Source organism: Kitasatospora sp. NPDC059648 (genome assembly GCF_042734825.1).
In the GTDB taxonomy this organism is placed as follows: domain Bacteria; phylum Actinomycetota; class Actinomycetes; order Streptomycetales; family Streptomycetaceae; genus Kitasatospora.
Genome location: NZ_JBHWDU010000058.1, coordinates 22953 through 45853, shown reverse-complemented (window position 1 = coordinate 45853; position 22901 = coordinate 22953). Strand labels below are relative to the sequence as shown.

Genomic DNA, 22901 nt, shown 5'->3' with positions numbered 1-22901 from the left:
GTGGCCGGGAGAAGCGGCCGCCGTGCCGACGATGACCGGACGGGGCCGAATTGGTATCCCATACCGGGAGGGCACTCCGGGTCAACTGTACAGTTCGGAGAATTTCCTTTGAAATTCGTTGGGTAAACGTGAGTTCGAGTGCAAAATGCACGTAAAGGACAGGGGGTTCTCAGGGAATTCCCAGGTAGCGCCGAGGCGCCCGGCGCGATCCGAGCCGGGCGCCTCGGTCGGGCCCGGTGGCTACTCCTTGCGGAGCATCGCGTCGACCACCCGGGCGGAGGCCTTGCCGTCGTCCAGGTCGCAGTACGCCTCGCGGAACGCGGCCGCCTTGTCCGCGTGCTCGGCCGCGACCTCGTCCACCCGGGCGAGCGCGTCGACCAGCGCCTCCGAGGTGGGCAGCAGCGGGCCGGGCGCCTCGGCCTCGAAGTTCAGGCTGAAGCCGCGCAGGTTGTCGCGGTAGTGCTCCAGGTCGTGGGTGAAGAAGAGCATCGGCTTGCCGGTGGTGGCGAAGTCGAAGACGCTCGACGAGTAGTCGGTCACCAGCACGTCCGCGATCAGCAGCAGCTCCGCCATGTCGGGATAGCTGCCGACGTCCCAGATGTAGCCGTTGCCGGCGCCGGGGATCTGGCCGCACATCATGTTGTGCCGGCGCACCAGCAGCACCTGGTCGTCGCCGAGCGCGGCCTTGGCCGCCTCCAGGTCGATCCGCAGGTCGATCTGGTAGCCGCCGTTCGGCCGGCGCCGGTCCTCGCGCCAGGTCGGCGCGTAGAGCACGACCTTCTTGCCCTCGGGCAGGCCGAGCCGTTCGCGAACCTGTTCCGCCGTCTTCTCCCGGTCGGCCGCGAACAGGAGGTCGTTCCGGGGCGAACCGCTCTCCAGGATCTCGCCCTGGTAATCGAAGGCGCGCCGCAGGACGGGGGCGGACCAGCTGTTGCCGGCCACCAACAGGCTCCAGTTCGGGACCTCGCGGGCCAGGCCCTTGAGGTAGTTCGAATTGGTGAACCAGACCTTCTCGAAGTCGAAGCCGATCTGCTTCAGCGGGCTGCCCTGCCAGGTCTGGACGACCACCTGGCCGGGGCGGCGGACGAAGAAGTCGGGCAGGTGGGTGCTGGTGACGATGTACTTGGCGGTCGCCAGCGCCTCGAACCACTCCGGGCTCCAGAGCCGGATCGTCTGCGCGGTGCGCGGCACGTCGGCCTGCAGGTCGTCGCTGCCCCACAGGTGCTCCAGCGGCAGGCCGCGGCGGACCAGCTCCTCGTGGATCGCCCTCGGCGAGCCGGCGTACACGCTGCCGTGCCCGGCGTTGTAGAGCACCGTGTCGCGCACCGGCAGCCGGCGGGCGGCCGGGTAGTCGACGGTGCGCAGCTGGCGCTGGCGGAAGCCGGACCGCTCCTCGGGCAGCAGCGCCGAGTGCGACTCCAGCGACAGGCAGTCGTGGTAGCGGCGCTCCAGCGCGATCCGCTTGCCGCGGGACTGCACGTCCACCGGCAGCGAGCCGAAGCAGGCCGGGGAGATCTGCACGTGGCTGTCCGGCAGGGCGGCGGCCTGCTCGCCCACCGGGCGGAAGAAGACCCGCCAGGTGCCGGCGGAGAGCGGCACCTGACCGGCGAAGGTGGCGGTCGGCACGGCGGGCAGCGCGGTGCGGAACCGGCCGTCCGCGATCTCCACCGGGTAGACGTGCTCCTCCTCGCGCCAGTGGTGCCGGACCACCAGCTCCCAGCGGTGCGCGCCGGGCAGCGGGAACGAGCCGCTCAGGAGGAAGCCGTCGGCGCCGCGCGCCGACACCTCGTCCACCACCGGCTGCAGCAGCTGGTCCGAGAACTGGAGGTGGCCGCTCGGCGAGGGCTTGGTGTAGATCGCCCGGCGCCGGTCGGCGGGCGCCTGCGGGTTCAGCGGCACGTGCAGCTGCTCGGGAGCGTTGCGGTCGTCCCAGACCAGCGGCAGGACGGTGCCGTCGGCCAGCAGCAGCGCGCTGTTCCAGCGGTCGCGGACGCGCTCGGCGGCCACCGGGTCCAGCTCGGCCCAGGCCTCGCGGACGGCGGTCAGCTCGGCCACCTCGACGGAGGAGGTGAACGGCTGCAGCGCGCCGACCGGCGAGCCCAGTTCCACCGGGAAGGTCAGCTCGCGGTCCGATTCGAGGTGGGTCAGCCGCAGCCGGGCCCCGACGAAGCTCGCGCCGGAGCGCGCCGCGCCGGAGACCTCCACCCGGTCGCCGTGCGCGGCCAGGCCGGTCACCCGGGCCTTGACGGTCTCCACCTGGAGGTAGACGAAGCCGTCCCGGACCCAGGGCACGATCCGCACGTCCGGCTCGACCCACTGCAGCGGGATCGACTCGGCGGTGTCGCTCCAGCCCGCCGAGATCCGGCCCTTGTAGATCCCGCCCTTGCCCGCGCCGGCCACCAGGACGCGCCAGTGGCCGTCCTTCCACTGGCCGCGGTGCTTGAGCTTCTTCGGGTCGACGGAGACGGTGAAGCCGGACCAGTCGCAGTTGTACAGGTCGTGGTTGCAGCTCGCGGTCGCCTCGGGGCTGTACTGGGTCTTCATCGGCACCGCGATCACCCGGCGGCCCTTGGCCTCGCGCAGCACCAGGGTGCGGACCATGTCGTGCTTGTTCGCCGCCCCCAGCTGCTCCGGGTACGCGTGCCCGGTCAGCCGCAGCTTCCCGCCCACCCAGGCGCTGTCGTACAGCCGGCTGCGCATGACCAGCGAGTTGTCCAGCTTGAGCACGTTGGAGGGCACGCTCTTGCGCCCGCCGCGCAGGAACGGGTAGTCCGCGTACGGCCGCAGCAGACCGCGGGCCTGCACGCCGCCGCCGCTCTCGCCCTCGTACTTGATCTGCTCGACCAGCTCGTCCACCCGGTTCTGCAGGGTCAGGTGGTACTTCAGGCGCAGCGGCGCGCGCAGCTTGCGGACCTGCTCCTGGCCGATCGACCGGAGCAGCCGGCTGACGTGCTGGACGTAGGCGTCCCGGTAGTCCCGGTCGCCGTCCACGACGGACCAGAAGAACATCGGGATCTCCTCGACGAGGGTGTTCTCGTCGTAGGAGCGCAGGTACTCGGCGAAGCGCGGCTCGGTCTGCTTCTTCAGCCAGGCTCGGACCAGCTCGACCGAGGCGACCCGGTCGATCAGGCCCTTGGGGTTGGTGCGCATCTGGGTGATCGACATCTCGCCGACCTCGCGCTCGCGCCAGTGGTAGATCGGCTCGGAGAGCACGTCCACGCTCTTGGCGAGGTAGTGGTGCGGCACGCTGACCGGCGCGTCCTCGTACAGGATGCCCTCGGGGTAGAGCAGGCCGGCGGCGTCGAAGAAGGAGCGGCGGTACACCTTGTTCCACGCGGTGCGGTCGGTGACCAGCGCCGGGATCTCGGTGATGTGGGTCTTGAGCCGGGTCTCCTTGAACGGCTTCGAGTGCCCGCCGGACTGGTAGTAGCCCACCGCGCGGAACCGCAGCACGTTGCCGGTGCAGAAGTCCGAGCCGGTCTCGTCCAGCGTGTTGATCATCAGCTCGTACGCACTCGGCGGCATCGAGTCGTCGCTGTCCACGAAGCACAGGAACTCGGAGTCCGGGTCGATGTGCCGGATGCCGGTGTTGCGGGCCGCGCCGAGGCCCTTGTTCACCTGCCGGACCAGCCGGAACCGCGAGTCCTTCGCCGCGTACGCCTCGGCGAGCGCCGCGCTGTCGTCCTTCGAACCGTCGTCGACCATGACGCACTCGAAGTCCGTGAAGGTCTGGGCGGCGATCGAGTCGAGGCATTCGACGAGGTAGCGCTCGACGTTGTAGATAGGAACGACGATGGAGAGGCGGGGAGCCATCGGCTACGCAGGCCTTTCTCGGGAGGAGCGTGGCAGCCCGCGAGGGGTCTGGCCGCACTTGGATCGGTGCGTACGTGCGCCCCGATCCTACCTTCCGGGGTCCGGCCCTCCCCGGGCCCACTACGCTGGCCCCGTGCCCCGCTTCAGTGTCATCGTCCCCGTGTACCAGGTCCAGGACTATCTCACCGAGTGCCTCGAATCGGTCCTCGGCCAGACCGGACCCGACTTCGAACTGATCGCGGTGGACGACCGCTCGCCCGACGGCTGCGGCGCCCTGCTGGACGCGGCGGCCGCCGCCGACCCCCGGGTCCGGGTGCTCCACCTGGCGGAGAACGTCGGCCTCGGGCGCGCCCGCAACGCCGGCCTGGAGGCCGCCACCGGAGACTACGTCGTCTTCCTCGACAGCGACGACACCCTTACCCCCGACCTGCTGAAGGCCGTCGAGGAGCGGCTCGCCGCCACCGGCGACCCGGACGTCCTGGTCTACGACTACGCCCGCACCTACGCCGACGGCCGGATCACCCGGGCCGCCTCCGGCCACGTCTTCGGCGCCGCCTCCCCGGACGTCTTCGACCTCGCCGCCCGCCCCGACCTGCTCGACCTGCTCCAGGTCGTCTGGAACAAGGCCTACCGCCGCGGGTTCATCACCGAGCAGCAGCTGGAGTTCCCGGCCGGCTACTACGAGGACACCCCCTGGACGTACCCGGCGCTGCTCGCCGCTGCCAGCATCACCCTGCTCGACCGGGTCGGCGTGCACTACCGCCAGCGCCAGGAGGGCGGCAACATCCTCGCCACCGCCAGCCGCAAGCACTTCGACGTGTTCGCCCAGTACGACCTGGTGTTCGCCTTCCTCGACCGCCGCCCCGACCTCGACTCCTGGCGCCCGGTCGTCTACGGGAAGATGCTGCACCACCTCAACACCGTGGTCGCCAAGCCCGGCCGGGTGCCGGCCGGTGACCGCCGCGAGTACTTCCGCCGCGCCGCCGCGCACTGCGCCCGGCTGCGCCCGGCCGGCTACCGCCCGCCGGCCGGCGTGGACGGCGTGCGCACCGAACTGCTCGGCCAGGGCCGCTACACCGCGTACCAGGCCGTCCGCGCCCTCGCCAAGGCCCGCCGGCTCGTCAACCGGTAGGGCGCGCCCGGTGGATTTCGGCCGATCCGGCAAGGATCCGCACGACGCGCCCTGACCCCCCCGGGCATCCGGCCCGCGCCTGGCGGCCGTTCGGGGGACGGGCCGGTATAACCGGTCGGATGGACTTCCTGACCCGCCTTCCGGTCCTGGGCCCGCTCGTGGCCCGGGTGCTGCGCAGCCGCCCGTACCGGGTGTACGAGTACTTCGCCGCCGCCCGTGGCAACCGGCTGGCCGGAGCCGTCACCTTCTTCGGCTTCCTCGCGCTGTTCCCGCTGCTCACGGTGGGCCTGGCGATCGCCGTCGCGACGCTGAGCGGCAGCCAGGTGGACGACCTGCAGCACCGCATCTCCGACCAGCTGCCCGGCCTGTCGGACGCGCTCGACCTGCCCTCCCTGGTGGCCAACGCGGGCGCCCTCGGGCTGGTCGGCGGGGCCCTGCTGCTGATCTCCGGGCTCGGCTGGGTGGACACCATGCGCACCTCGATCCGGGACCTCTGGCAGCTGCCCGAGGAGAAGGGCAACCTGCTGCTGCGCAAGGCCTGGGACGTCGTGGTGCTGGCCGGCCTCGGCCTGGTTTCGCTGTTCTCGCTGGCCGCCTCCGCCGCGGGCACCACGCTCGCCGGGCGGATCGCCGACGCGATCGGCCTCGGCAGCGGCTACCTGCTGACCGGGGTCGGGGTGCTGATCGCCATAGCGTGCGACATGCTGCTCTTCGCCTACCTGCTGGCACCCTTCCCCGGCATCACCGGCCAGCGCCGCCCGGACCTGGTGCGCGGCGCCCTGATCGGCGCGGTCGGCTTCGAGGCCCTGAAGCAGCTGCTCGCCTCCTACCTCGGCTCGGTCGCCGGGCGCAGCCTGTACGGCGCCTTCGCCACCCCGGTGGCCCTGCTGCTGTGGATCAACTTCGTCAGCCGGCTGCTGATGTACTGCGTGGCCTGGACGGCGACCGCAGACCCGGAGGCCGCCCGCGAGCGGACCAGGGCGCACGGCCGGGCGCTGCTGGCCGCCGCCGAGGAGTCCGAGGAGGCGGCGCGGGCGGCGGGCCGGGCGCAGGGGTAGCCCGCCCGCTCGCCTCCGGGCCGAGGGATCAGCACTCGAAGTGGCCCCAGGCGCGGCGGCGCCTCGACGTACGGCGTCGGACGAGCACCGCGGCGCCCGCCGCGACCGCGGCCCCGACCGCCGCGGCCCCCCAGCCGACCGGGCCGAGCCCGGCGTCCCCGTCCGGCGCGGCGGCGGGGCGGGGCGCGGCGGCGGTGTGCGGCGGCGGGGCGGGGGCGCCGGCGGTGCCGCTCGCCTGGTCGGTCGGCTGCGTGCCGTCGGCCGCCGGCTCGTCGACCAGCCGGCCGACCGGCTGGACCTTGCCCGCCGCGGCGAAGCCCCAGTCGAGCAGTTCGGCCGTCTCGTCGTAGACCCGCTGGTAGCTGGCCGGGTGCATCACCGTCACCAGCAGGGTTCGCCCGTTCCGCTGGGCGGCTCCGACGAAGGTCGAGCCCGCGTTGGTGGTGGTGCCGTTCTTCACCCCGATCAGGCCGGGGTACTTGCCCAGCAGCCGGTCGGTGTTGGCGATCCCGAAGCTGCCGCGCCGGCCGGTGCTCTTGTCGACGGCGCCCGGGAACATCGCGTCCCGGGTCGCGCAGTACATCCGGAAGTCCGGGTTGCGCAGGCCGGCCCGGGCGAACAGCGACAGGTCGTAGGCCGAGGACACCTGGCCGTCCATGTCGTAGCCGTCCGGGGAGATCACCTTGGTGTCCCAGGCCTGGAGGGCCTCGGCCCGGTCCTGCATCTCGTTGACGGTCCGCCGGATGCCGCCGTTCATGAACGACAGGACGTGCACGGCGTCGTTGCCCGAGCTCAGGAACACCCCGCGCCACAGGTCCTCGACCCGGTAGTCCAGGTTCTCCTTGATGCCGACCAGGCTGCTGCCGGGGCCGATGTTCTGGATCTCCTCGTCGGCGACCCGGTGCACCGTGTTGCGGTCGAACTTGGGCAGCACGGTGTCCGCGAAGAGGATCTTCAGGGTGCTCGCCGGAGGCAGCCGCAGATGCGGGTTGTACGCCGCCAGGACTTCGCCCGAGGCGGCGTCGGAGACTATCCAGGACTGGCCGGTGAGGTCCGTGGGCAACGCCGGGGCACCTGCCAGCGGGTTGACCTGGACCCCCGGGCGCCCGAGCCGCTCACCGCCGACCGCGGTCGACGGCGGCGGCACCTGCGGGGCCGCGACCGCCGCCGGGGCGGCGAGCAGAACCGGGAGGGCCGCGGCGACCGCGGCGCACAGCTGCGCGAGGGTGTGACGGTATGTGGGCACGAGCTGACCGTACCCACGGCGGCGCCGCGTCGCGCACCACACCGGACGGGTCCTTCGTACGAGGGGCCCGACCTAGGCCGATCGGCGGCCCGCGCATACTGGGGAGGCACACCGCCTCCCCACCCGCGAGGACCACCCCATGAAGCTCAGCCGCCGCACCTCCTGGTTCCTGACCGCCTTCGGCGTCTGGTCGATCATGATCTGGGCGACCTTCGTCAAGAACCTGTGGAAGGACTCCGGCGGCCAGGCCTTCGTGAACGGCGACCACTCCCAGCCCACCGCCTTCTTCTGGATCCACCTGCTGCTGGCGATCACGTCGTTCGTCCTCGGGATCGCCGTCGGCACCGTCGGCGTCCGCGGCCTGCGGGCCACCCGCCGCGGCCCGGCCACGGACTGACCGCCCAATCCCCGTTGCCGCTGTCCGTCCCCCCTGGCAAGATCCTCACCGCTCGCACGCGCGTACCGGACGCGCTGCTCACAAGGGGTGGGAATCTCCATGACACTTTCGCGTGCCCGCAGACTCGGCGGGGTCACCGTGGCCGTCCTCGCGGCCGGGCTGCTCACCGCGCCCGTCGCCTCGGCCGTCCCCGGGACGGCGGTCACCGACCCCAAGGCGGCGCCCTCCCCGGGCTTCGCCGCCACCGGTCTGCACACCGACGCCTGCGACGACTCCACCGCCCCCGGCTGGCTGGGCGCGGCCAACCCCGTCCTGACCGTCGCCGCCTCCTCGCCCCAGGTGCGCTTCAAGGTCTGGGACGACTCGACCCCGGCGCACGACAAGATCGTCGACAGCACCGCGGACGTCACCGCCGGAGCGGCCAAGCTGGCCGCCGCCGACCTGGTGGACGGCCACAGCTACTCCTGGCAGGCCTGGCCCGAGTACTCCCCGGGCAGCGGCAAGCCCGCCCCGGCCTGCCACTTCAAGGTCGACCTCACCCAGCCGGGCCTGTCGGTCTCCTCCACCGACTTCCCGGCGAGCGGCTCCGGCGCCACCCCCGCCAAGTACGCGGGTGAGAACGGCGTCTTCACCCTCGCCGGCACCGACTCGGGCTCCGGCGTCGCCTGCTACCAGTACGCGCTGAACGGCACGCTCGGCGTCGGCTGGGACTGCGCCTCCGGCCACACCGTGAAGGCCGGCTCCGACGGCACCGCCCAGCTCACCCTCAAGCCCAAGGACTGGGGCACCAACACCCTGACCGTCCAGGCCATGGACAACGCCGGCAACGTCGGCCAGCCGGTCACGTACACCTTCTACGCGCCGTGGGACCCGCGGCCGAAGCCGGCCGTCCCCGGCGACGTCGACGGTGACGGCGTGCCGGACATCCTGCTCCCGGACGCCCAGGGCAACCTGCAGGTCATCAGCGCCGACGCCACGGACACCACCCCGTCCTCGACCCTCCCGGCCGCGCTCTCGCCGCTGCACGCCGGCTGGCAGGACGACCAGGTGCTGCACCGGGGCTGGGCCCCGGTCCACGCCCCCGGCGACGACCTGCTGGTGCACCCCAAGGGCAACCCGGGCTTCCTCTACTCCTACGCGAACAGCCACCAGGGCGACTTCGGCCAGCAGTCCCCGACCCTGGTCCGCAAGCCCACGTCGGCCCACTGCGTCGACGCGGCGGGGGCCGCGACCGCCTGCCCGCCCGACTATTCCGCCGACTGGTCCACCTCCGACCAGCTGGTCGCCCTCGGATCCGCCACGGAGCCGTCCGCCCCGGCGCTGCTCTCGGTCGAGCACGGCAAGCTGTACGCCTACCACCCGAGCTTCCGCGGCTACGCCGACGCCCAGTTCATCGCCACCACCGGCGACTGGAGCGGCTATGACCTGATCGCCCCCGGCGCGGACGCTTCCGGCAACCTCACCCTGTGGGCCCGTGACCGGGCCACCGGCGCCCTGCACGCCTACGCGGTCGCGAAGAAGGCCGACGGCACCCTCGACTTCTCCGCCCTCGCCGACCCCTCGGCGAACGTGGTCGCCACCGGCTTCACCACCGCCGCCTACCCGACCCTGGGCAGCTCCGGCGACGGTGACGGCGACGGCAAGCCCGACCTGTGGGCCGTCACCGCCGAGCGCCACCTGGTGACCTTCAGCGGCTGGACCGCCCCGAAGGACCTCGGCGCGCTGCGCTAGGAACGGCGAAGGCCCCCGCCCGGTCCGAGGATCGGGCGGGGGCCTTCGCGCTGTCGGGCCGGGATCAGAAGCGGCGGGTGACCAGCGCCCGCTTCACTTCCTGGATCGCCTTGGTGACCTCGATGCCACGCGGGCAGGCCTCCGAGCAGTTGAAGGTGGTGCGGCAGCGCCACACGCCCTCACGGTCGTTGAGGATCTCCAGGCGCTGCTCGGCACCCTCGTCGCGCGAGTCGAAGATGAAGCGGTGCGCGTTGACGATGGCGGCCGGGCCGAAGTACTGGCCGTCGTTCCAGAACACCGGGCAGGACGACGTGCACGCGGCGCACAGGATGCACTTGGTGGTGTCGTCGAAGCGCTCGCGGTCCTCGGCGGACTGCAGGCGCTCGCGCGTCGGGTCGTTCCCCTTGGTGATGAGGAACGGCATGACGTCCTTGTACGCCTGGAAGAACGGGTCCATGTCCACGACCAGGTCCTTGAGGACCGTCAGGCCCTTGATGGCCTCGATCGTGATCGGCTTCTCCGGGTCGACGTCCTTGATCAGGGTCTTGCACGCCAGCCGGTTGCGGCCGTTGATCCGCATGGCGTCGGAGCCGCAGATGCCGTGCGCGCAGGAACGGCGGTAGGTGAGGGTGCCGTCCTGCTCCCACTTGATCTTGTTGAGCGCGTCGAGGACGCGCTCCTTCGGGTCCATCGTCAGCTGGTAGTCGACCCACACCGGGTCCGGGTGCTCCTCCGGGTTGAACCGGCGGATCCGGAAGGTGACGGTGATCAGCGGGGTGCCACCGGCCTCGACCGCGTCCAGAGCGGCCGAGTGCTCCACAGTCGGAGTGCTCATCAGTACTTACGCTCCATCGGCTGGTAGCGGGTCGTGACGACCGGCTTGTAGTCGAGGCGGATGGAGGTGCTGCCGTCGGCGGCGACCTCCTGGTACGCCATGGTGTGCTGCATGAACTTCACGTCGTCACGGGTCGGGAAGTCCTCGCGGTAGTGGCCGCCGCGGGACTCCTCGCGGGCCAGCGCGGAGACGGCCAGCACCTCGGCCAGGTCGAGCAGGTTGCCCAGCTCGATGGCCTCCAGGAGGTCCGTGTTGTAGCGGAAGCCCTTGTCCTGGATGGAGACGTTCTTGTAGCGCTCCTTCAGCGCGGCGATGTCCTCGACCGCCTGCTTCAGGGTGGCGCCGGTGCGGTACACCATCGCGTTGGCGTCCATGGTCTCCTGCAGCTCCTTGCGGATCTGCCCCACGGACTCGGTGCCGGTCGACTCGCGCAGCTTGTCGACCATGCCCTGGACCAGCTCTTCCGGGTTCTCCGGCAGCGGGACGAACTCGTTCGCGTTGGCGTAGTCGGCGGCGGCGATGCCCGCGCGACGGCCGAACACGTTGATGTCCAGCAGCGAGTTGGTGCCCAGGCGGTTGGCGCCGTGCACGGACACGCAGGCGACCTCGCCGGCCGCGTACAGGCCCGGGACGACGTCGGTGTTGTTGCGCAGGACCTCACCCTCGACGTTGGTCGGGATGCCGCCCATGGCGTAGTGCGCGGTGGGCTGGATCGGGATCGGGTCCGTGTAGGGCTCGATGCCGAGGTAGGTGCGCGCGAACTCGGTGATGTCCGGCAGCTTGGCGTCCAGCTGCTCCGGCGGCAGGTGGGTCAGGTCCAGGTAGACGTGGTCGCCCTCCGGACCGCAGCCGCGGCCCTCGCGGATCTCGGTGTAGATCGCGCGGGAGCAGACGTCACGGGACGCGAGGTCCTTCATGACCGGGGCGTAGCGCTCCATGAAGCGCTCGCCGTCCTTGTTGCGCAGGATGCCGCCCTCGCCGCGGGCGCCCTCGGTGAGCAGGATGCCCATGCGCCAGATGCCCGTCGGGTGGAACTGGAAGAACTCCATGTCCTCCAGCGGCAGGCCGCGGCGGTAGGCCACGGCCTGGCCGTCACCGGTGAGGGTGTGGGCGTTCGAGGAGACCTTGAACATCTTGCCGGTGCCGCCGGAGGCGAACACGACGGCCTTGGCCTGGAAGACGTGGATCTCGCCGGTGGCCAGCTCGTAGGCGACGACGCCGGCCGTCTTGCCCTCGTTGATCAGCAGGTCGAGGACGTAGAACTCGTTGAAGAACTCGACGCCGTGCTTGACGCAGTTCTGGAACAGCGTCTGGAGGATCATGTGGCCGGTGCGGTCGGCCGCGTAGCACGAGCGGCGGACCGGGGCCTCGCCGTGGTTGCGGGAGTGACCGCCGAAGCGGCGCTGGTCGATCCGGCCCTGCTCGGTGCGGGAGAAGGGCAGGCCCATCTTCTCCAGGTCGAGGACGGCGTCGATGGCCTCCTTGCACATGATCTCGGCGGCGTCCTGGTCGACCAGGTAGTCACCGCCCTTGACCGTGTCGAAGGTGTGCCACTCCCAGTTGTCCTCCTCGACGTTCGCCAGGGCGGCGCACATGCCGCCCTGGGCCGCGCCGGTGTGGGACCGGGTCGGGTAGAGCTTGGTCAGGACGGCGGTGCGGCTGCGCTGCGTCGACTCGATGGCCGCGCGCATGCCGGCGCCGCCGGCGCCGACGATGACGGTGTCGTACTGGTGAATCTGCATGGGGGGTTAACTCGCCTCTGGCCTCTGCCGATGGTCGATGGTGCTCGCGGCTCAGATGTTGGGGTCGAAGGTGAAGATCACCAGGGTGCCGAGCAGCACGGTGAAGACCGTGGCGGTACCCATGAGCCCCTTGAGCCAGAGCCGGGTCGAGTCCTTCTCGGCGTAGTCGTTGATGACCTGACGCATGCCGTTGGCGCCGTGCAGCATGGCGAGCCAGAGCATCAGGAGGTCCCAGCCCTGCCAGAACGGCGAGGCCCAGCGACCGGCCACGAAGGCGAAGCCGATCTTGGAGACGCCGCCGTCCATGATCAGCATGATGAACAGGTGGCCGAGGATCAGGGCGACCAGGACGACACCGGACAGGCGCATGAAGAGCCAGGCCAGCATCTCGAAGTTGGTGCGGGTGCGGCGCGGGGTCTTGTCGGTCCGCTTGCGCGGCGGCTCGATGACGAACGCGTCGGCGGGGTTGCCGGTGCCGAGGCCCTTGCCCGTGTGCGCCTGCTTCGAGGGGACGACGATGGCGTCGGAGTACTCCGTGGACATGGTCAGCTCACTTCCCGAACCAGGAGATCAGCGTGTGCTGCAGGATCCCGTAGAAGGAGCCGGCCATCAGGACGACCCAGACTCCGACGACGGTCCAGAGCATCTGCTTCTGGTACTTCGGGCCCTTGGACCAGAAGTCCACCGCGACGACGCGCAGGCCGTTGAGCGCGTGGAACAGGATGGCGGCCACCAGGCCGTACTCCATCAGGTTCACGAGCGGAGTCTTGTACGTCTGAATGACGGTGTCGTAGGACTCCGGCGACACTCGCACCAGGGCGGTGTCCAGGACGTGGGCGAACAGGAAGAAGAAGATGAGGACGCCGGTGACTCGATGAGCCACCCAGCTCCACATGCCTTCCCGGCCGCGGTACAGCGTTCCAGCCGGCACGGAAAAACCCTCCGGAAGCGATTGGGGGCTCGGCCGGCTTCGGTGTCGGTCAGCCCGGCCGGGTACGGTCCACCGGCCGCCAGCATCCTATCGACGCCTTGTCGGGAACCGCCTCCGGGGCCCCTATGTGTGATCAATCAGGCACTTCTGGCCTAGTGGGGCGGGAACCAAACCCCGCCTACTCACTGTGGGTGATTGATTCATCGCCTGGAGTGCTCGATTTCGGCCGCCCGGGCCCGTGAACGCCGGTGCCGCCGGACGAACGGTCGTCCGGCGGCACCGGGGTGGCGGTGTTCAGCGCGCCCCGGCCTCCGAATGGGTGGCGACCAGGTGCTCCAGCCGGGTGAGGGCGATCCGCCGGAGTTCGTCCGCCGCGACCAGCCGCTCCTCGTCCGGGTCGTTGGCCAGCCGGGTGCGGATCGAGGAGAGCACGGCGTCGAGCATCTCCTCCGGGTCGACGCGGTCCAGGCATACCACGAAGACGTGGCCGAACCGGGCCTCGTACGCGGCGTGGGCCGCCCGCAGCGCGGTGTGCGCGGCCTGGCTGCCCGGTGCGCGCATGCCCAGCAGCGGCTGCGGCATCCAGCTCTCGTCGGCCAGGGCCTCGGCGAGGTCGGCCGGGCGCAGGTCGTAGGAGGCCTCGCTGGCGGCGGCCAGCAGGGACTCTATGTCGGGGTACGGGCGGTGTGCGGTGAGCCGCAGGGCCCAGCGGTGGCTGCCGCAGCAGGCCAGCAGGGCCTCCTCGGCGGCGCCGGCGTCCGCTTCGTTGAAGCGGTGCAGCCCGAGGAGGGTCGGCTCGGTGCTGGCGTCAGGCCGCTGTGACGGGATGTCGCTGGCCAGCGGGTCCTCCTCGTGAGGGCGGGAAGGGGCCGGTGGGTGGTGGGGCAGCTGAAGTATGGGGGCCGCGGAGGGGTGTTCGACCCCGTTCCGGCAGCCACTCAAAGGTAGTTGAGCGATCATCAGTTGGGGAGGGCGCGCGCGGAATTCATCCGGACGAGGTATCAAGTTGTGACGTTGACACCTTCGCGTCACGGCCCTCCCCGCCTCCGTCCGCTACGGAGCCGCCGGCGGCTCAGCCGCAGCGGGTGCCCTCGGCCGGCATGGTGCCGTCGGTCAGGTAGGCGGCCATGGCCAGGTCGATGCAGGCGCTGCCCTTGCCGAAGGCGCCGTGGCCCTCGCCGACCCGGGTGAGCAGGGTCGCCCTGGCGAAGCCCTTGGCCAGCTTCTCGGCCGAGGCGTACGGGGTGGCCGGGTCGCCGGTGGTGCCGACCACCAGGATCGGGGCGGCGCCCTCGGCGCGGACGGTGTGCGGCTTCTCCTGGGTCTTGAACGGCCAGTAGGCGCAGCCCGGCTCGGAGTAGTCGTCCACCGTGACGCCCTTGGACAGCAGCGGCGCCTCGGCGAGCAGCCGGTCGACCGCCTGCTGGGCGTGCTCCCTGGTCGGCGCGGGACGGGCGACGTCGGCGCAGCTGATCGCGCCGTTGGCCTCGTCCATCGGGCTGTAGTGGCCGTTCTCGTCGCGACCGTCGTAGTCGTCGGCGGCGGCCATCAGGTAGTCGCCCTTGTCGCGCATCATCGCCCAGCCGAGGCTGTTGCGCAGGTACTTCCAGGAGGTCTTCTCGTCGCCGTAGAGCAGCGAGATGACACCGGTCCAGGCCATGTCGCGACCGAGCTTGCGGCCGTCCTTGGCGGTCAGCGGGTGGTCGTGGAGGCCGTCCAGGAAGTCGGCGGCCTTCTTGGCGGCCTTGGTCCGGTCCTTGCCGAGCGGGCACTCGTCGGCGTGGTTGTCCACGCAGTCGGCGGCGAAGCGCTCGAAGGACTTCTCGAAGCCGACCTGCTGGTCGACGCCGTGGTCCATGGTGTCCTGGGCCGGGTCGACGGCGCCGTCCAGGATCAGCCGGCCGGTGTTCTGCGGGAACTCCTCGGCGTACAGGGCGCCGAGGTAGGTGCCGTAGGAGATGCCGAGGTAGTTGAGCTTGCGGTCGCCGACGGCGGCGCGCAGCACGTCCAGGTCGCGGGCGGTGTTGCGGGTGCCGACGAAGGGGAGCAGCTTGCCGGACTTGGCCTGGCAGGCGGCGGCGTGGTCGGTGGCCTGCTTGACGTGGGCGGCCTTGCGCTCGGCGCGGTCGTCCGGGGCGTCCATCTGGTTGACGGCGTCGAGCTGCTTGTCGTCGTAGCAGACCACCGGCGAGCTGTCGCCGGTGCCGCGCGGGTCGAAGCCGATCACGTCGAAGCGGGTGTGCAGGGTGCCCTCGAAGTCCTTGGCCCCGTACTTGACCATCTCGACGCCGGAGGCGCCGGGGCCGCCGGGGTTGACCATCAGCGAGCCGATCCGCTGGTCCTTGGCGGTCGCCGGGTACTTGATCAGTGCGAGGTCGATCGCGTCGGCGGCGGGGGCGGCGTAGTCGAGCGGGACGTGCAGCTTGCCGCACTGCATGCCGGAGAGGTCGATCTTCGCCTTCTCGGCCCTGGGGTCGGCCGGGCAGTCCGCCCAGGTGATCTGCTGGCCGTAGAACGGCTTGAGCGCCGGGTCGGCCTCGCCCTCGGGCTTCGGGGTCGGGGTGCCCGTGGGGCTCGCCGTCGCGGGCCTGGTGGTGGCGGAGGCCTGGTCCTGGGCCGTCGGGGCCGGGTCGTTGCAGGCGGAGGTGAGCAGGAGGGCGCCTGCCGCCGCGGCGGTCAGCAGGACCCGTGGGCGGGCGGCCCGGAAGATCGTCATCGCACGTGTGTACCACTCGTGTACGACGCGTGTTCGATCGGGGGTGCCGGGCCGCTCCGCCGCGACGGGCACCGGGTCAGCCGCGGTGCACCTTGTGGTTGGCGGCCTGCGCCCGGGGGCGGACCACCAGCAGGTCGATGTTGACGTGCGGGGGTCGGGTGACCGCCCATGCCACGGTGTCCGCGATGTCCTCCGAGGTCAGCGGCTCGGCCACGCCCGCGTACACGGCGGCGGCCTTCTCCTCGTCGCCGCGGAAGCGGGTGACCGCGAAGCCCTCGGACTTCACCATGCCGGGGGCGATCTCGATCACCCGGATCGGCTCCCCGCACAGCTCCAGCCGCAGCGTCGCCGCGATGGTGTGCGCGGCGTGCTTGGCCGCGACGTACCCGCCGCCGCCCTCGTACGCGGCCAGCGCGGCGGTCGAGGAGAGCACCAGCACGGTGCCGTCGCCGGTGGCGCGCAGGGCGGGCAGCAGTGCCTGGGTCATGTGCAGCACGCCGAGCACGTTCACCTCGTACATGGCCCGCCAGTCCTCCGGGTCGCCGTGCTCGACGCTCTCCGCGCCGATCGCGCCGCCCGCGTTGTTCACCAGGACGTCCACCCGGCCGACCTCGGCCGCGAAGGCGTCCACGGCGGCCCGGTCGGTGACGTCCAGGGTGATCGCCCTGGCCGAACCGCCGCGCTCGCCGATCTCCTCGGCCAGGGCCTCGATCCGCTCGGTGCGGCGGGCGGTCAGCACCACCTCGAAGCCCTCGTCGGCCAGCCGGCGGGCGGTCGCCGCCCCGATTCCGCTGCTGGCACCGGTGACCACGGCCACCTTCTGCTCGGTCATTGCCACTCCCTGGGGCTCATCCGGTCGTTCACCCGATCATCTCAACCGCGTTCTCGTCCCTCGCCTCCGGGCACTTCCCCGCTTCTTCCCCTCGACATCGGCGCGCCCTTCGGCTCGGGGCGCCCCCTCCGCCCGGCCGGCCCCTAGGTTGGGGAGGACCGACCCCGCGCACCGTGGAGGACCGATGCCGCGCCGCTCCGAGTCAGCCCGCCTTTCGGAATCAGGTTGTCCGATCGATCCGCTCTACGGCCCCGAGGCGCTTGCCGACTGGGACCCGGACACCCGGCTGGGGCGGCCGGGGGAGTACCCGTACACCCGGGGCGTCTACCCGACGATGTACACCGGCCGGCCGTGGACGATGCGCCAGTACGCGGGCTTCGGCACCGCCGCCGAGTCCAACGCCCGCTACCGCCAGCTGATCGCGGGCGGCGGCACCGGCCTCTCGGTGGCCTTCGACCTGCCCACCCAGATGGGCTACGACTCGGACGCGCCGCTCGCCGCCGGGGAGGTCGGCAAGGTGGGCGTGGCCGTGGACGGGATCGAGGACATGGCGGTGCTCTTCGACGGCATCCCGCTCGGCGAGGTGTCCACCTCGATGACCATCAACGCGCCCGCCGCCCTGCTCCTGCTGCTCTACCAGCTGGTCGGCGAGGCCCAGGGGGTGGCGCCCTCGGCGCTCACCGGCACGGTGCAGAACGACGTGCTGAAGGAGTACATCGCCCGCGGCACGTACATCTTCCCGCCGCAGCCCTCGCTGCGGCTGGTCGCCGACGTGTTCCGGTACTGCCGGGCCGAGATCCCGCGCTGGAACACCATCTCCATCTCCGGCTACCACATGGCCGAGGCCGGGGCCGATCCCGCGCAGGAGATCGCCTTCACCCTGGCCAACGGGATCGCCTACGTCCGGACCGCGCTCGCCGCCGGGATGGCCGTGGACGACTTCGCGCCCCGGCTCTCCTTCTTTTTCGTGGCCCGCACCACGCTGCTGGAGGAGGTCGCCAAGTTCCGCGCCGCCCGGCGGATCTGGGCGAGGACCATGCGCGAGCAGTTCGGCGCGCGGGACCCCCGCTCGCAGATGCTGCGCTTCCACACCCAGACCGCCGGGGTGCAGCTGACCGCCCAGCAGCCCGAGGTGAACCTGGTCCGGGTCTCGGTCCAGGCGCTCGCCGCGGTGCTCGGCGGCACCCAGTCGCTGCACACCAACAGCTTCGACGAGGCGATCGCGCTGCCCACCGAGAAGGCCGCCCGGCTCGCCCTGCGCACCCAGCAGGTGCTCGCCCACGAGACCGACGTGACCGCCACCGTCGACCCCTTCGCCGGCTCCTACGCGGTCGAGTCGCTGACCGACGCCGTCGAGGCCGCCGCGCTGGCGCTGATGGCCCGGGTCGAGGAGCGGGGCGGCGCGGTGGCCGCGATCGAGCAGGGCTTCCAGAAGGGCGAGATCGAGCGCACCGCCTACCGCCTCCAGCAGGAGACGGACTCCGGCGAGCGCACGGTGGTCGGCGTCAACCGCTTCCGGCTGGACGAGGAGGAGCCGTACCAGCCGCTGCGGGTGGACCCGGCGATCGAGCGGCAGCAGGCCGAACGGCTGGCCCGGCTGCGGGCCGGGCGCTCCGCCACGGCCGTCGGCCGGGCCCTGGACGCGCTGCGCCGTACGGCGGAGGGGCCGGAGAACGTGCTGTACCCGATGAAGGAGGCGCTGGCCGCCCGGGCCACCGTCGGCGAGGTGTGCGACGCACTGCGCGCGGTGTGGGGCACCTACGCTCCGGTGGAGCGCTTCTGACCGCTCCAGATCGGCTCCGAGCGGTTCGCGAGTGACCTTGATCGACTGTCAATCACCGTCGGCCGTCGAGCTCTCATCGGCCGTGACCGCCGGCCCGGGTGATCGTTGCACAGGTCAAGCAATCCGGAGAAGGCGGCTGAAACGAGATGTCATACCCACCTGTCCGACCGGTATGCGCCCATCCGGGGACTAGTTTTCCGGAAGTCGGGCCAAATCCCCTCAACAGGCCTACTCTTGGGGAGATGAACCGTCCTGAGCCCGCTCAGCCGGGCACCACTCTCGCCGCCGCACGCCCCGCCGCCGAACTGCGCGGCCGGGTCCGGGGGCTGGAGCCCGAGCTGATCGCCTTCCGCCGTGACCTGCACCGGCACCCGGAGCTGGGCCGCCAGGAGTTCCGCACCACCAACGTGCTGCGCGACCGGCTGGTGGCCGCGGGCCTGGAACCGCGGGTGCTGCCCGGCGGCACCGGCCTCCTGGTCGACATCGTGCCCGCCGGTACCGCCCCGGGCACCGAGTTCCTGGCCTTCCGCGCCGACATCGACGCGCTGCCGATCGACGACGCCAAGACCGACGTGCCGTACCGCTCGACCGTCCCCGGCCGGGCCCACGCCTGCGGCCACGACGTGCACACCTCGGTGGTGCTCGGCACCGGCCTGGTGCTGGCCGAGGCCCTCCGCAACGGCGAGCTGCGCCGCCCGGTCCGGCTGGTGTTCCAGCCCGCCGAGGAGGTCATGCCGGGCGGTGCCCTGGACGTCATCAAGGCGGGCGGGATGGAGGGCGTCGGCCGGATCTTCGCGGTGCACTGCGACCCGAAGGTGGAGGTCGGTCGGGTCGGCCTGCGGGTCGGGGCGATCACCTCGGCCTGCGACCGGCTGGTGCTGCACGTCGACGGCCCGGGCGGCCACACCGCCCGCCCGCACCTGACCACCGACCTGGTGACCGTGATCGCCCGGATGGCCGCCGACCTGCCGGGGGCGCTGGCCCGCCGGATGGACCCGCGCTGGGGCGTCAGCCTGGTCTGGGGCCGGATCGCCTCCGGCTCCGCGCCCAACGTCATCCCCCAGCACGCCGAACTGGAGGGCACCGTCCGCTGCCTGGAGCTGCACGGCTGGCGCGAGGCGCCGGACCTGCTGCACGAGCTGATCGCCAAGCTCGCCGAGACCTACCGGGCCAAGTGGACGCTCGACTACCACCGCGGGGTGCCGCCGGTGGTCAACGAGGCGGTCTCGGTCGCCCGGCTGGAGGCGGTGATGACCGCCCGGTTCGGACAGGACGGGGCCGAGGTGGTGGAGGGCACCGAGCAGAGCCTGGGCGGTGAGGACTTCTCCTGGTACCTGGAGCACGCCCCGGGCGCGCTGGCCCGGCTCGGCGTCCGCGCCCCCGGCGACAGCACCGTCCGTGACCTCCACCAGGGCCGGTTCGACGTGGACGAGCGGGCGATCGGCGTGGGTGTGGAGCTGTTCTCGGCGCTGGTCCTGGAGGACGACCGGATCTGACCGTTTCCTGGGGGTACATGGCCGACCCGTGAGCGGGTCGGCCGGATCGGGGCGCGGGAGCGGTTCCGTAAACTGGGCCGCACCAAGACTCGGATCACCGTCCGCGCACGGGAGAAGAGCCTTCGGCGGGCCTTCAGACCACGGTTTGATAACAACCCGAATGCTCCGGCAGCCCGTAACCCAACCGTGTTCTACGCGCGTTACGGTGGCGTCCGACCACGCTAAACGGGTGCGTGTGAGAAGGAGATACTCCCTTGCGCCGTTCAATGAAGCTCGCCGCGGTTGTGCTCTCGGGTTCCCTGGGCATGGCCTCGCTCGCCGCTTGCGGCGCAAAGAGCACTGACACCAACGCCTCCTCCGGTTCGTCCTCCGACGCCCTCAAGGTCGGTATGGCCTACGACATCGGCGGCCGTGGCGACCAGTCCTTCAACGACTCCGCCGCGCGCGGTCTGGACAAGGCCAAGGCCGACCTGGGCGTCAACGTCACCGAGGCCGAGGCCAAGACCGGTGAGGCCGAGGCCGACAAGGAGACCCGCCTCAAGAACCTGGTCGACGGTGGCTACAAGACCATCGTCGCCGTCGGGTTCGTCTACCAGCAGGCGGTCAACAAGGTCGCGAAGGACAACCCGAACGTCAAGTTCGCGATCATCGACTCCAATGACAAGGACCAGCCGGCCAACGTCACCTCGCTGCTCTTCGCCGAGCAGGAGGGTTCGTACCTCGCCGGTGTCGCCGCTGCCAACAAGTCGAAGGCCCACCACATCGGCTTCATCGGCGGTGTGCAGTCCGAGCTGATCAAGAAGTTCGAGGCCGGTTACAAGGCGGGCGCCAAGTCCGTCGACCCGAACATCCAGATCGAGACGACCTACCTCACCACGCCCCCGGACTTCTCCGGCTTCAACTCGCCCGACAAGGGCAAGGAAGCCGCGCAGGGCCAGCTGGACAAGGGCGCGGACGTCATCTACTCCGCCGCCGGCTCCTCCGGCAACGGCGCCATCGAGGCCGTCGCCAACGCGGGCAAGCTCGCCATCGGCGTCGACTCCGACCAGGCCAGCCAGCCGGCCCTGGCGAAGTTCAAGAACAGCATCCTGACCTCGATGGTCAAGAACGTCGACACCGCGGTGTACTCGTACATCGACTCGGTCAAGAAGGGCGCGCCGTTCACCGGCATCAAGCTCTTCGACCTGAAGGCCAACGGTGTCTCGCTCGCCACCACCGGCGGCAAGATCGACGACATCCAGGACAAGCTGAAGGCCGCCTCCGACGCCATCACCAGCGGCGCCACCACCATCCCGACCGCGCCGACCTCCTGAGGTCAGCGCGTCTCGGACGCGACCCGCGCCTGCCGCCTGACCGGTAGCGCGACGATCGACACAGTTCACGGGAGGGGCCCGGCAGGGTGCGCTCAACGCGTACCCCCGGGCCCCGTTCCGTCCCCCCGTTCCCCCTTTTGGCCCTCCGAGCGCAACGACGCGCCTCCAGACCACCAGGAGATCGCCATCACCGCATCAGACCCCGTCCCCCTGCGCAAGGACGGCACCCCCAGCGCGGGGACGGCGACAGCGGCCGTCGAACTGCGCGGCATCACCAAGCGCTTCCCCGGCGTCGTGGCCAACCACGACATCAACCTCACCGTCCGCACCGGCACCGTGCACGCCCTGATGGGCGAGAACGGCGCCGGCAAGTCGACGCTGATGAAGATCCTCTACGGCATGCAGCGGCCGGACGAGGGCACCATCGCGATCAACGGCGAGCAGTGCGAGTTCCACACCCCCGGCGACGCCATCGCCCGCGGCATCGGCATGGTGCACCAGCACTTCATGCTCGCCGACAACCTCACCGTGCTGGAGAACGTCGTCCTCGGCGGCGAGAAGCTCTACGGCATCGGTGCCAAGGCGAAGGCGAAGATCAAGGAGATCTCCGACCAGTACGGCCTGGGCGTGCGCCCGGACGCCCTGGTCGAGGACCTCGGCGTCGCCGACCGCCAGCGCGTCGAGATCCTCAAGGTGCTGTACCGCGGCGCCAAGATCCTGATCCTCGACGAGCCCACGGCCGTCCTCGTCCCGCAGGAGGTCGACGCGCTGTTCGACAACCTGCGTGAGCTCAAGTCCGAGGGCGTCACGGTCATCTTCATCTCGCACAAGCTGCACGAGGTGCTGGCCGTGGCCGACGCGATCAGCGTCATCCGGCGCGGCACCACGGTCGGCGACGCCGACCCGAAGGCGGTCACCGCCCGGCAGCTGGCCGAGATGATGGTCGGCGCCGAGCTGCCCTCCCCGGAGAGCCGCGAGTCGACCGTCACCACCACCGAGATGCTCGCCGTCGAGGACCTGCGGATCGCCAAGACCGACGCCGAGGGCATCGAGCGCGTCGTCCTGGACGACATCTCGCTGCGCATCCACAAGGGCGAGATCCTCGGCATCGCCGGTGTCGAGGGCAACGGCCAGGCCGAACTGGTCGAGGCCATCATGGGCATGCTGCCGCTGAACGGCGGCACCGTCACCCTGGACGGCAAGGACCTCTCCGGCACCCTCACCCGGGCCCGCCGCGAGGCCGGTATCGGCTACATCCCCGAGGACCGCCACAAGCACGGCCTGCTGCTGGAGGCCCCGCTCTGGGAGAACCGGATCCTCGGTCACGTCACCGAGGAGCCCAACTCCAGCGGTCCGCTGCTCAAGCCCACCGCCGCCCGCGAGGACACCCTGCGGATCGTCCGGGACTACGACGTCCGCACCCCCGGCATCGAGGTCACCGCGGCCTCGCTCTCCGGTGGCAACCAGCAGAAGCTGATCATCGGCCGCGAGATGAGCCACCAGCCCAAGCTGCTGATCGCCGCCCACCCGACCCGCGGTGTGGACGTCGGTGCCCAGGCGCAGATCTGGGAGCACATCCGCTCCGCCCAGCGGGAGGGCCTGGCCGTCCTGCTGATCTCGGCCGACCTGGACGAGCTGATCGGCCTCTCCGACACCATCCGGGTCATCTACCGCGGCCGCCTGGTCGCCGACGCCGACCCGGCCACCGTCACCGCCGAGGACCTCGGCACCGCGATGACCGGTGCCGCCGCCGGCCACCTGGAGTCCGACCCGGAGGCCCTCGCCGAGGCGCAGGCCGTCGCCGCGGAGGGCACCGAGGCGGCGGACCAGCACCCGCACACCGACACCGCCGACAAGCCGCAGGCGGGGGAGTAAC

At 71.2% G+C, this 22901-nt stretch carries 17 protein-coding genes; 8 read left to right on the top strand and 9 right to left on the bottom strand.

The window, feature by feature from the left end:
* Positions 1 to 240: 240 nt before the first annotated feature.
* Positions 241 to 3813 carry a CDP-glycerol glycerophosphotransferase family protein gene (locus ACFV1W_RS27915; RefSeq protein ID WP_380420001.1) on the bottom strand — a complete coding sequence of 1191 codons (3573 nt, stop codon included), beginning with the start codon at positions 3811 to 3813 and terminating at the stop codon, positions 241 to 243.
* A gap of 133 nt (positions 3814 to 3946) precedes the next feature.
* Between ACFV1W_RS27915 and ACFV1W_RS27910 the strand changes: the two genes are divergently transcribed.
* Positions 3947 to 4945, top strand: a complete 999-nt coding sequence (locus tag ACFV1W_RS27910) for a glycosyltransferase family 2 protein (protein ID WP_380420000.1) — start codon at positions 3947 to 3949, stop codon at positions 4943 to 4945.
* A 119-nt stretch (positions 4946 to 5064) separates the two neighbouring features.
* The gene (locus ACFV1W_RS27905; RefSeq protein ID WP_380419999.1) at positions 5065 to 6003 is read left to right on the top strand and encodes a YihY/virulence factor BrkB family protein; all 939 of its coding nucleotides are present in this window, start codon (positions 5065 to 5067) and stop codon (positions 6001 to 6003) included.
* 28 nt (positions 6004 to 6031) lie between these two features.
* On the opposite strand, the gene ACFV1W_RS27900 is transcribed toward ACFV1W_RS27905, so the two are convergent.
* Positions 6032 to 7249: a D-alanyl-D-alanine carboxypeptidase family protein gene (locus tag ACFV1W_RS27900; RefSeq protein WP_380419998.1), complete on the bottom strand. Its 1218-nt coding sequence runs from the start codon at positions 7247 to 7249 to the stop codon at positions 6032 to 6034.
* Positions 7250 to 7388: 139 nt separating this feature from the next.
* On the opposite strand from ACFV1W_RS27900, the gene ACFV1W_RS27895 reads away from it, so the two are divergent.
* Together ACFV1W_RS27895 and ACFV1W_RS27890 are read left to right on the top strand one after the other, a co-directional pair.
* Positions 7389 to 7646 carry an SCO4848 family membrane protein gene (locus ACFV1W_RS27895; protein WP_380419997.1) on the top strand — a complete coding sequence of 86 codons (258 nt, stop codon included), beginning with the start codon at positions 7389 to 7391 and terminating at the stop codon, positions 7644 to 7646.
* Positions 7647 to 7745: 99 nt separating this feature from the next.
* The gene (locus ACFV1W_RS27890; protein WP_380419996.1) at positions 7746 to 9377 is read left to right on the top strand and encodes a hypothetical protein; all 1632 of its coding nucleotides are present in this window, start codon (positions 7746 to 7748) and stop codon (positions 9375 to 9377) included.
* Positions 9378 to 9441: 64 nt separating this feature from the next.
* On the opposite strand, the gene ACFV1W_RS27885 is transcribed toward ACFV1W_RS27890, so the two are convergent.
* The 7 genes from ACFV1W_RS27885 to ACFV1W_RS27855 all read right to left on the bottom strand — a co-directional run bounded on the left by ACFV1W_RS27885 (position 9442) and on the right by ACFV1W_RS27855 (position 16433).
* Positions 9442 to 10212 carry a succinate dehydrogenase iron-sulfur subunit gene (locus ACFV1W_RS27885; protein ID WP_380419995.1) on the bottom strand — a complete coding sequence of 257 codons (771 nt, stop codon included), beginning with the start codon at positions 10210 to 10212 and terminating at the stop codon, positions 9442 to 9444.
* A complete protein-coding gene (gene sdhA, locus ACFV1W_RS27880; RefSeq protein WP_380419994.1) occupies positions 10212 to 11954 on the bottom strand; it encodes a succinate dehydrogenase flavoprotein subunit in 1743 nt (580 codons plus the stop codon). Before sdhA ends, ACFV1W_RS27885 begins: the two co-directional genes overlap by 1 nt.
* 51 nt (positions 11955 to 12005) lie before the next feature.
* Entirely contained in the window at positions 12006 to 12497 is a 492-nt protein-coding gene (gene sdhD / locus ACFV1W_RS27875) for a succinate dehydrogenase, hydrophobic membrane anchor protein (RefSeq protein WP_380419993.1), read from the bottom strand.
* 7 nt (positions 12498 to 12504) lie between these two features.
* Complete coding sequence (gene sdhC, locus ACFV1W_RS27870) at positions 12505 to 12885, bottom strand: succinate dehydrogenase, cytochrome b556 subunit (protein WP_033332398.1); 381 nt, start codon at positions 12883 to 12885, stop codon at positions 12505 to 12507.
* Positions 12886 to 13179: 294 nt separating this feature from the next.
* A complete protein-coding gene (locus tag ACFV1W_RS27865) occupies positions 13180 to 13713 on the bottom strand; it encodes a 2-oxo-4-hydroxy-4-carboxy-5-ureidoimidazoline decarboxylase (protein ID WP_380420009.1) in 534 nt (177 codons plus the stop codon).
* Positions 13714 to 13957: 244 nt separating this feature from the next.
* Entirely contained in the window at positions 13958 to 15601 is a 1644-nt protein-coding gene (locus tag ACFV1W_RS27860; protein ID WP_380419992.1) for an alpha/beta hydrolase, read from the bottom strand.
* A gap of 76 nt (positions 15602 to 15677) precedes the next feature.
* The gene (locus ACFV1W_RS27855) at positions 15678 to 16433 is read right to left on the bottom strand and encodes an SDR family oxidoreductase (RefSeq protein WP_380419991.1); all 756 of its coding nucleotides are present in this window, start codon (positions 16431 to 16433) and stop codon (positions 15678 to 15680) included.
* 184 nt (positions 16434 to 16617) lie between these two features.
* On the opposite strand from ACFV1W_RS27855, the gene ACFV1W_RS27850 reads away from it, so the two are divergent.
* From ACFV1W_RS27850 to ACFV1W_RS27835, 4 genes are all read left to right on the top strand, one after another.
* Positions 16618 to 18216 (top strand): methylmalonyl-CoA mutase, encoded by a 1599-nt coding sequence (locus tag ACFV1W_RS27850; protein WP_380419990.1) that lies wholly within the window; start codon positions 16618 to 16620, stop codon positions 18214 to 18216.
* 242 nt (positions 18217 to 18458) lie between these two features.
* Positions 18459 to 19712, top strand: coding sequence for an amidohydrolase (locus tag ACFV1W_RS27845; RefSeq protein ID WP_380419989.1), 1254 nt, complete (start codon positions 18459 to 18461; stop codon positions 19710 to 19712).
* Between the two features lie 254 nt (positions 19713 to 19966).
* Positions 19967 to 21025: a BMP family protein gene (locus ACFV1W_RS27840; RefSeq protein WP_380419988.1), complete on the top strand. Its 1059-nt coding sequence runs from the start codon at positions 19967 to 19969 to the stop codon at positions 21023 to 21025.
* A gap of 348 nt (positions 21026 to 21373) precedes the next feature.
* Positions 21374 to 22900, top strand: coding sequence for an ABC transporter ATP-binding protein (locus tag ACFV1W_RS27835; protein WP_380420008.1), 1527 nt, complete (start codon positions 21374 to 21376; stop codon positions 22898 to 22900).
* The last annotated feature ends 1 nt before the right edge of the window (position 22901 follow it).

Bases quoted from the DNA above. Each gene is read 5' to 3' on its own strand.
- ACFV1W_RS27845 (WP_380419989.1), top strand. From the start codon at position 18,459: ATGAACCGTCCTGAGCCCGCTCAGCCGGGCACCACTCTCGCCGCCGCA.
- ACFV1W_RS27860 (WP_380419992.1), bottom strand. From the start codon at position 15,601: ATGACGATCTTCCGGGCCGCCCGCCCACGGGTCCTGCTGACCGCCGCG.
- ACFV1W_RS27890 (WP_380419996.1), top strand. From the start codon at position 7,746: ATGACACTTTCGCGTGCCCGCAGACTCGGCGGGGTCACCGTGGCCGTC.
- ACFV1W_RS27895 (WP_380419997.1), top strand. From the start codon at position 7,389: ATGAAGCTCAGCCGCCGCACCTCCTGGTTCCTGACCGCCTTCGGCGTC.
- ACFV1W_RS27915 (WP_380420001.1), bottom strand. From the start codon at position 3,813: ATGGCTCCCCGCCTCTCCATCGTCGTTCCTATCTACAACGTCGAGCGC.
- ACFV1W_RS27885 (WP_380419995.1), bottom strand. From the start codon at position 10,212: ATGAGCACTCCGACTGTGGAGCACTCGGCCGCTCTGGACGCGGTCGAG.
- ACFV1W_RS27855 (WP_380419991.1), bottom strand. From the start codon at position 16,433: ATGACCGAGCAGAAGGTGGCCGTGGTCACCGGTGCCAGCAGCGGAATC.
- ACFV1W_RS27905 (WP_380419999.1), top strand. From the start codon at position 5,065: ATGGACTTCCTGACCCGCCTTCCGGTCCTGGGCCCGCTCGTGGCCCGG.
- sdhA (WP_380419994.1), bottom strand. From the start codon at position 11,954: ATGCAGATTCACCAGTACGACACCGTCATCGTCGGCGCCGGCGGCGCC.
- ACFV1W_RS27835 (WP_380420008.1), top strand. From the start codon at position 21,374: ATGGGCGAGAACGGCGCCGGCAAGTCGACGCTGATGAAGATCCTCTAC.
- ACFV1W_RS27850 (WP_380419990.1), top strand. From the start codon at position 16,618: ATGCCGCGCCGCTCCGAGTCAGCCCGCCTTTCGGAATCAGGTTGTCCG.
- sdhD (WP_380419993.1), bottom strand. From the start codon at position 12,497: ATGTCCACGGAGTACTCCGACGCCATCGTCGTCCCCTCGAAGCAGGCG.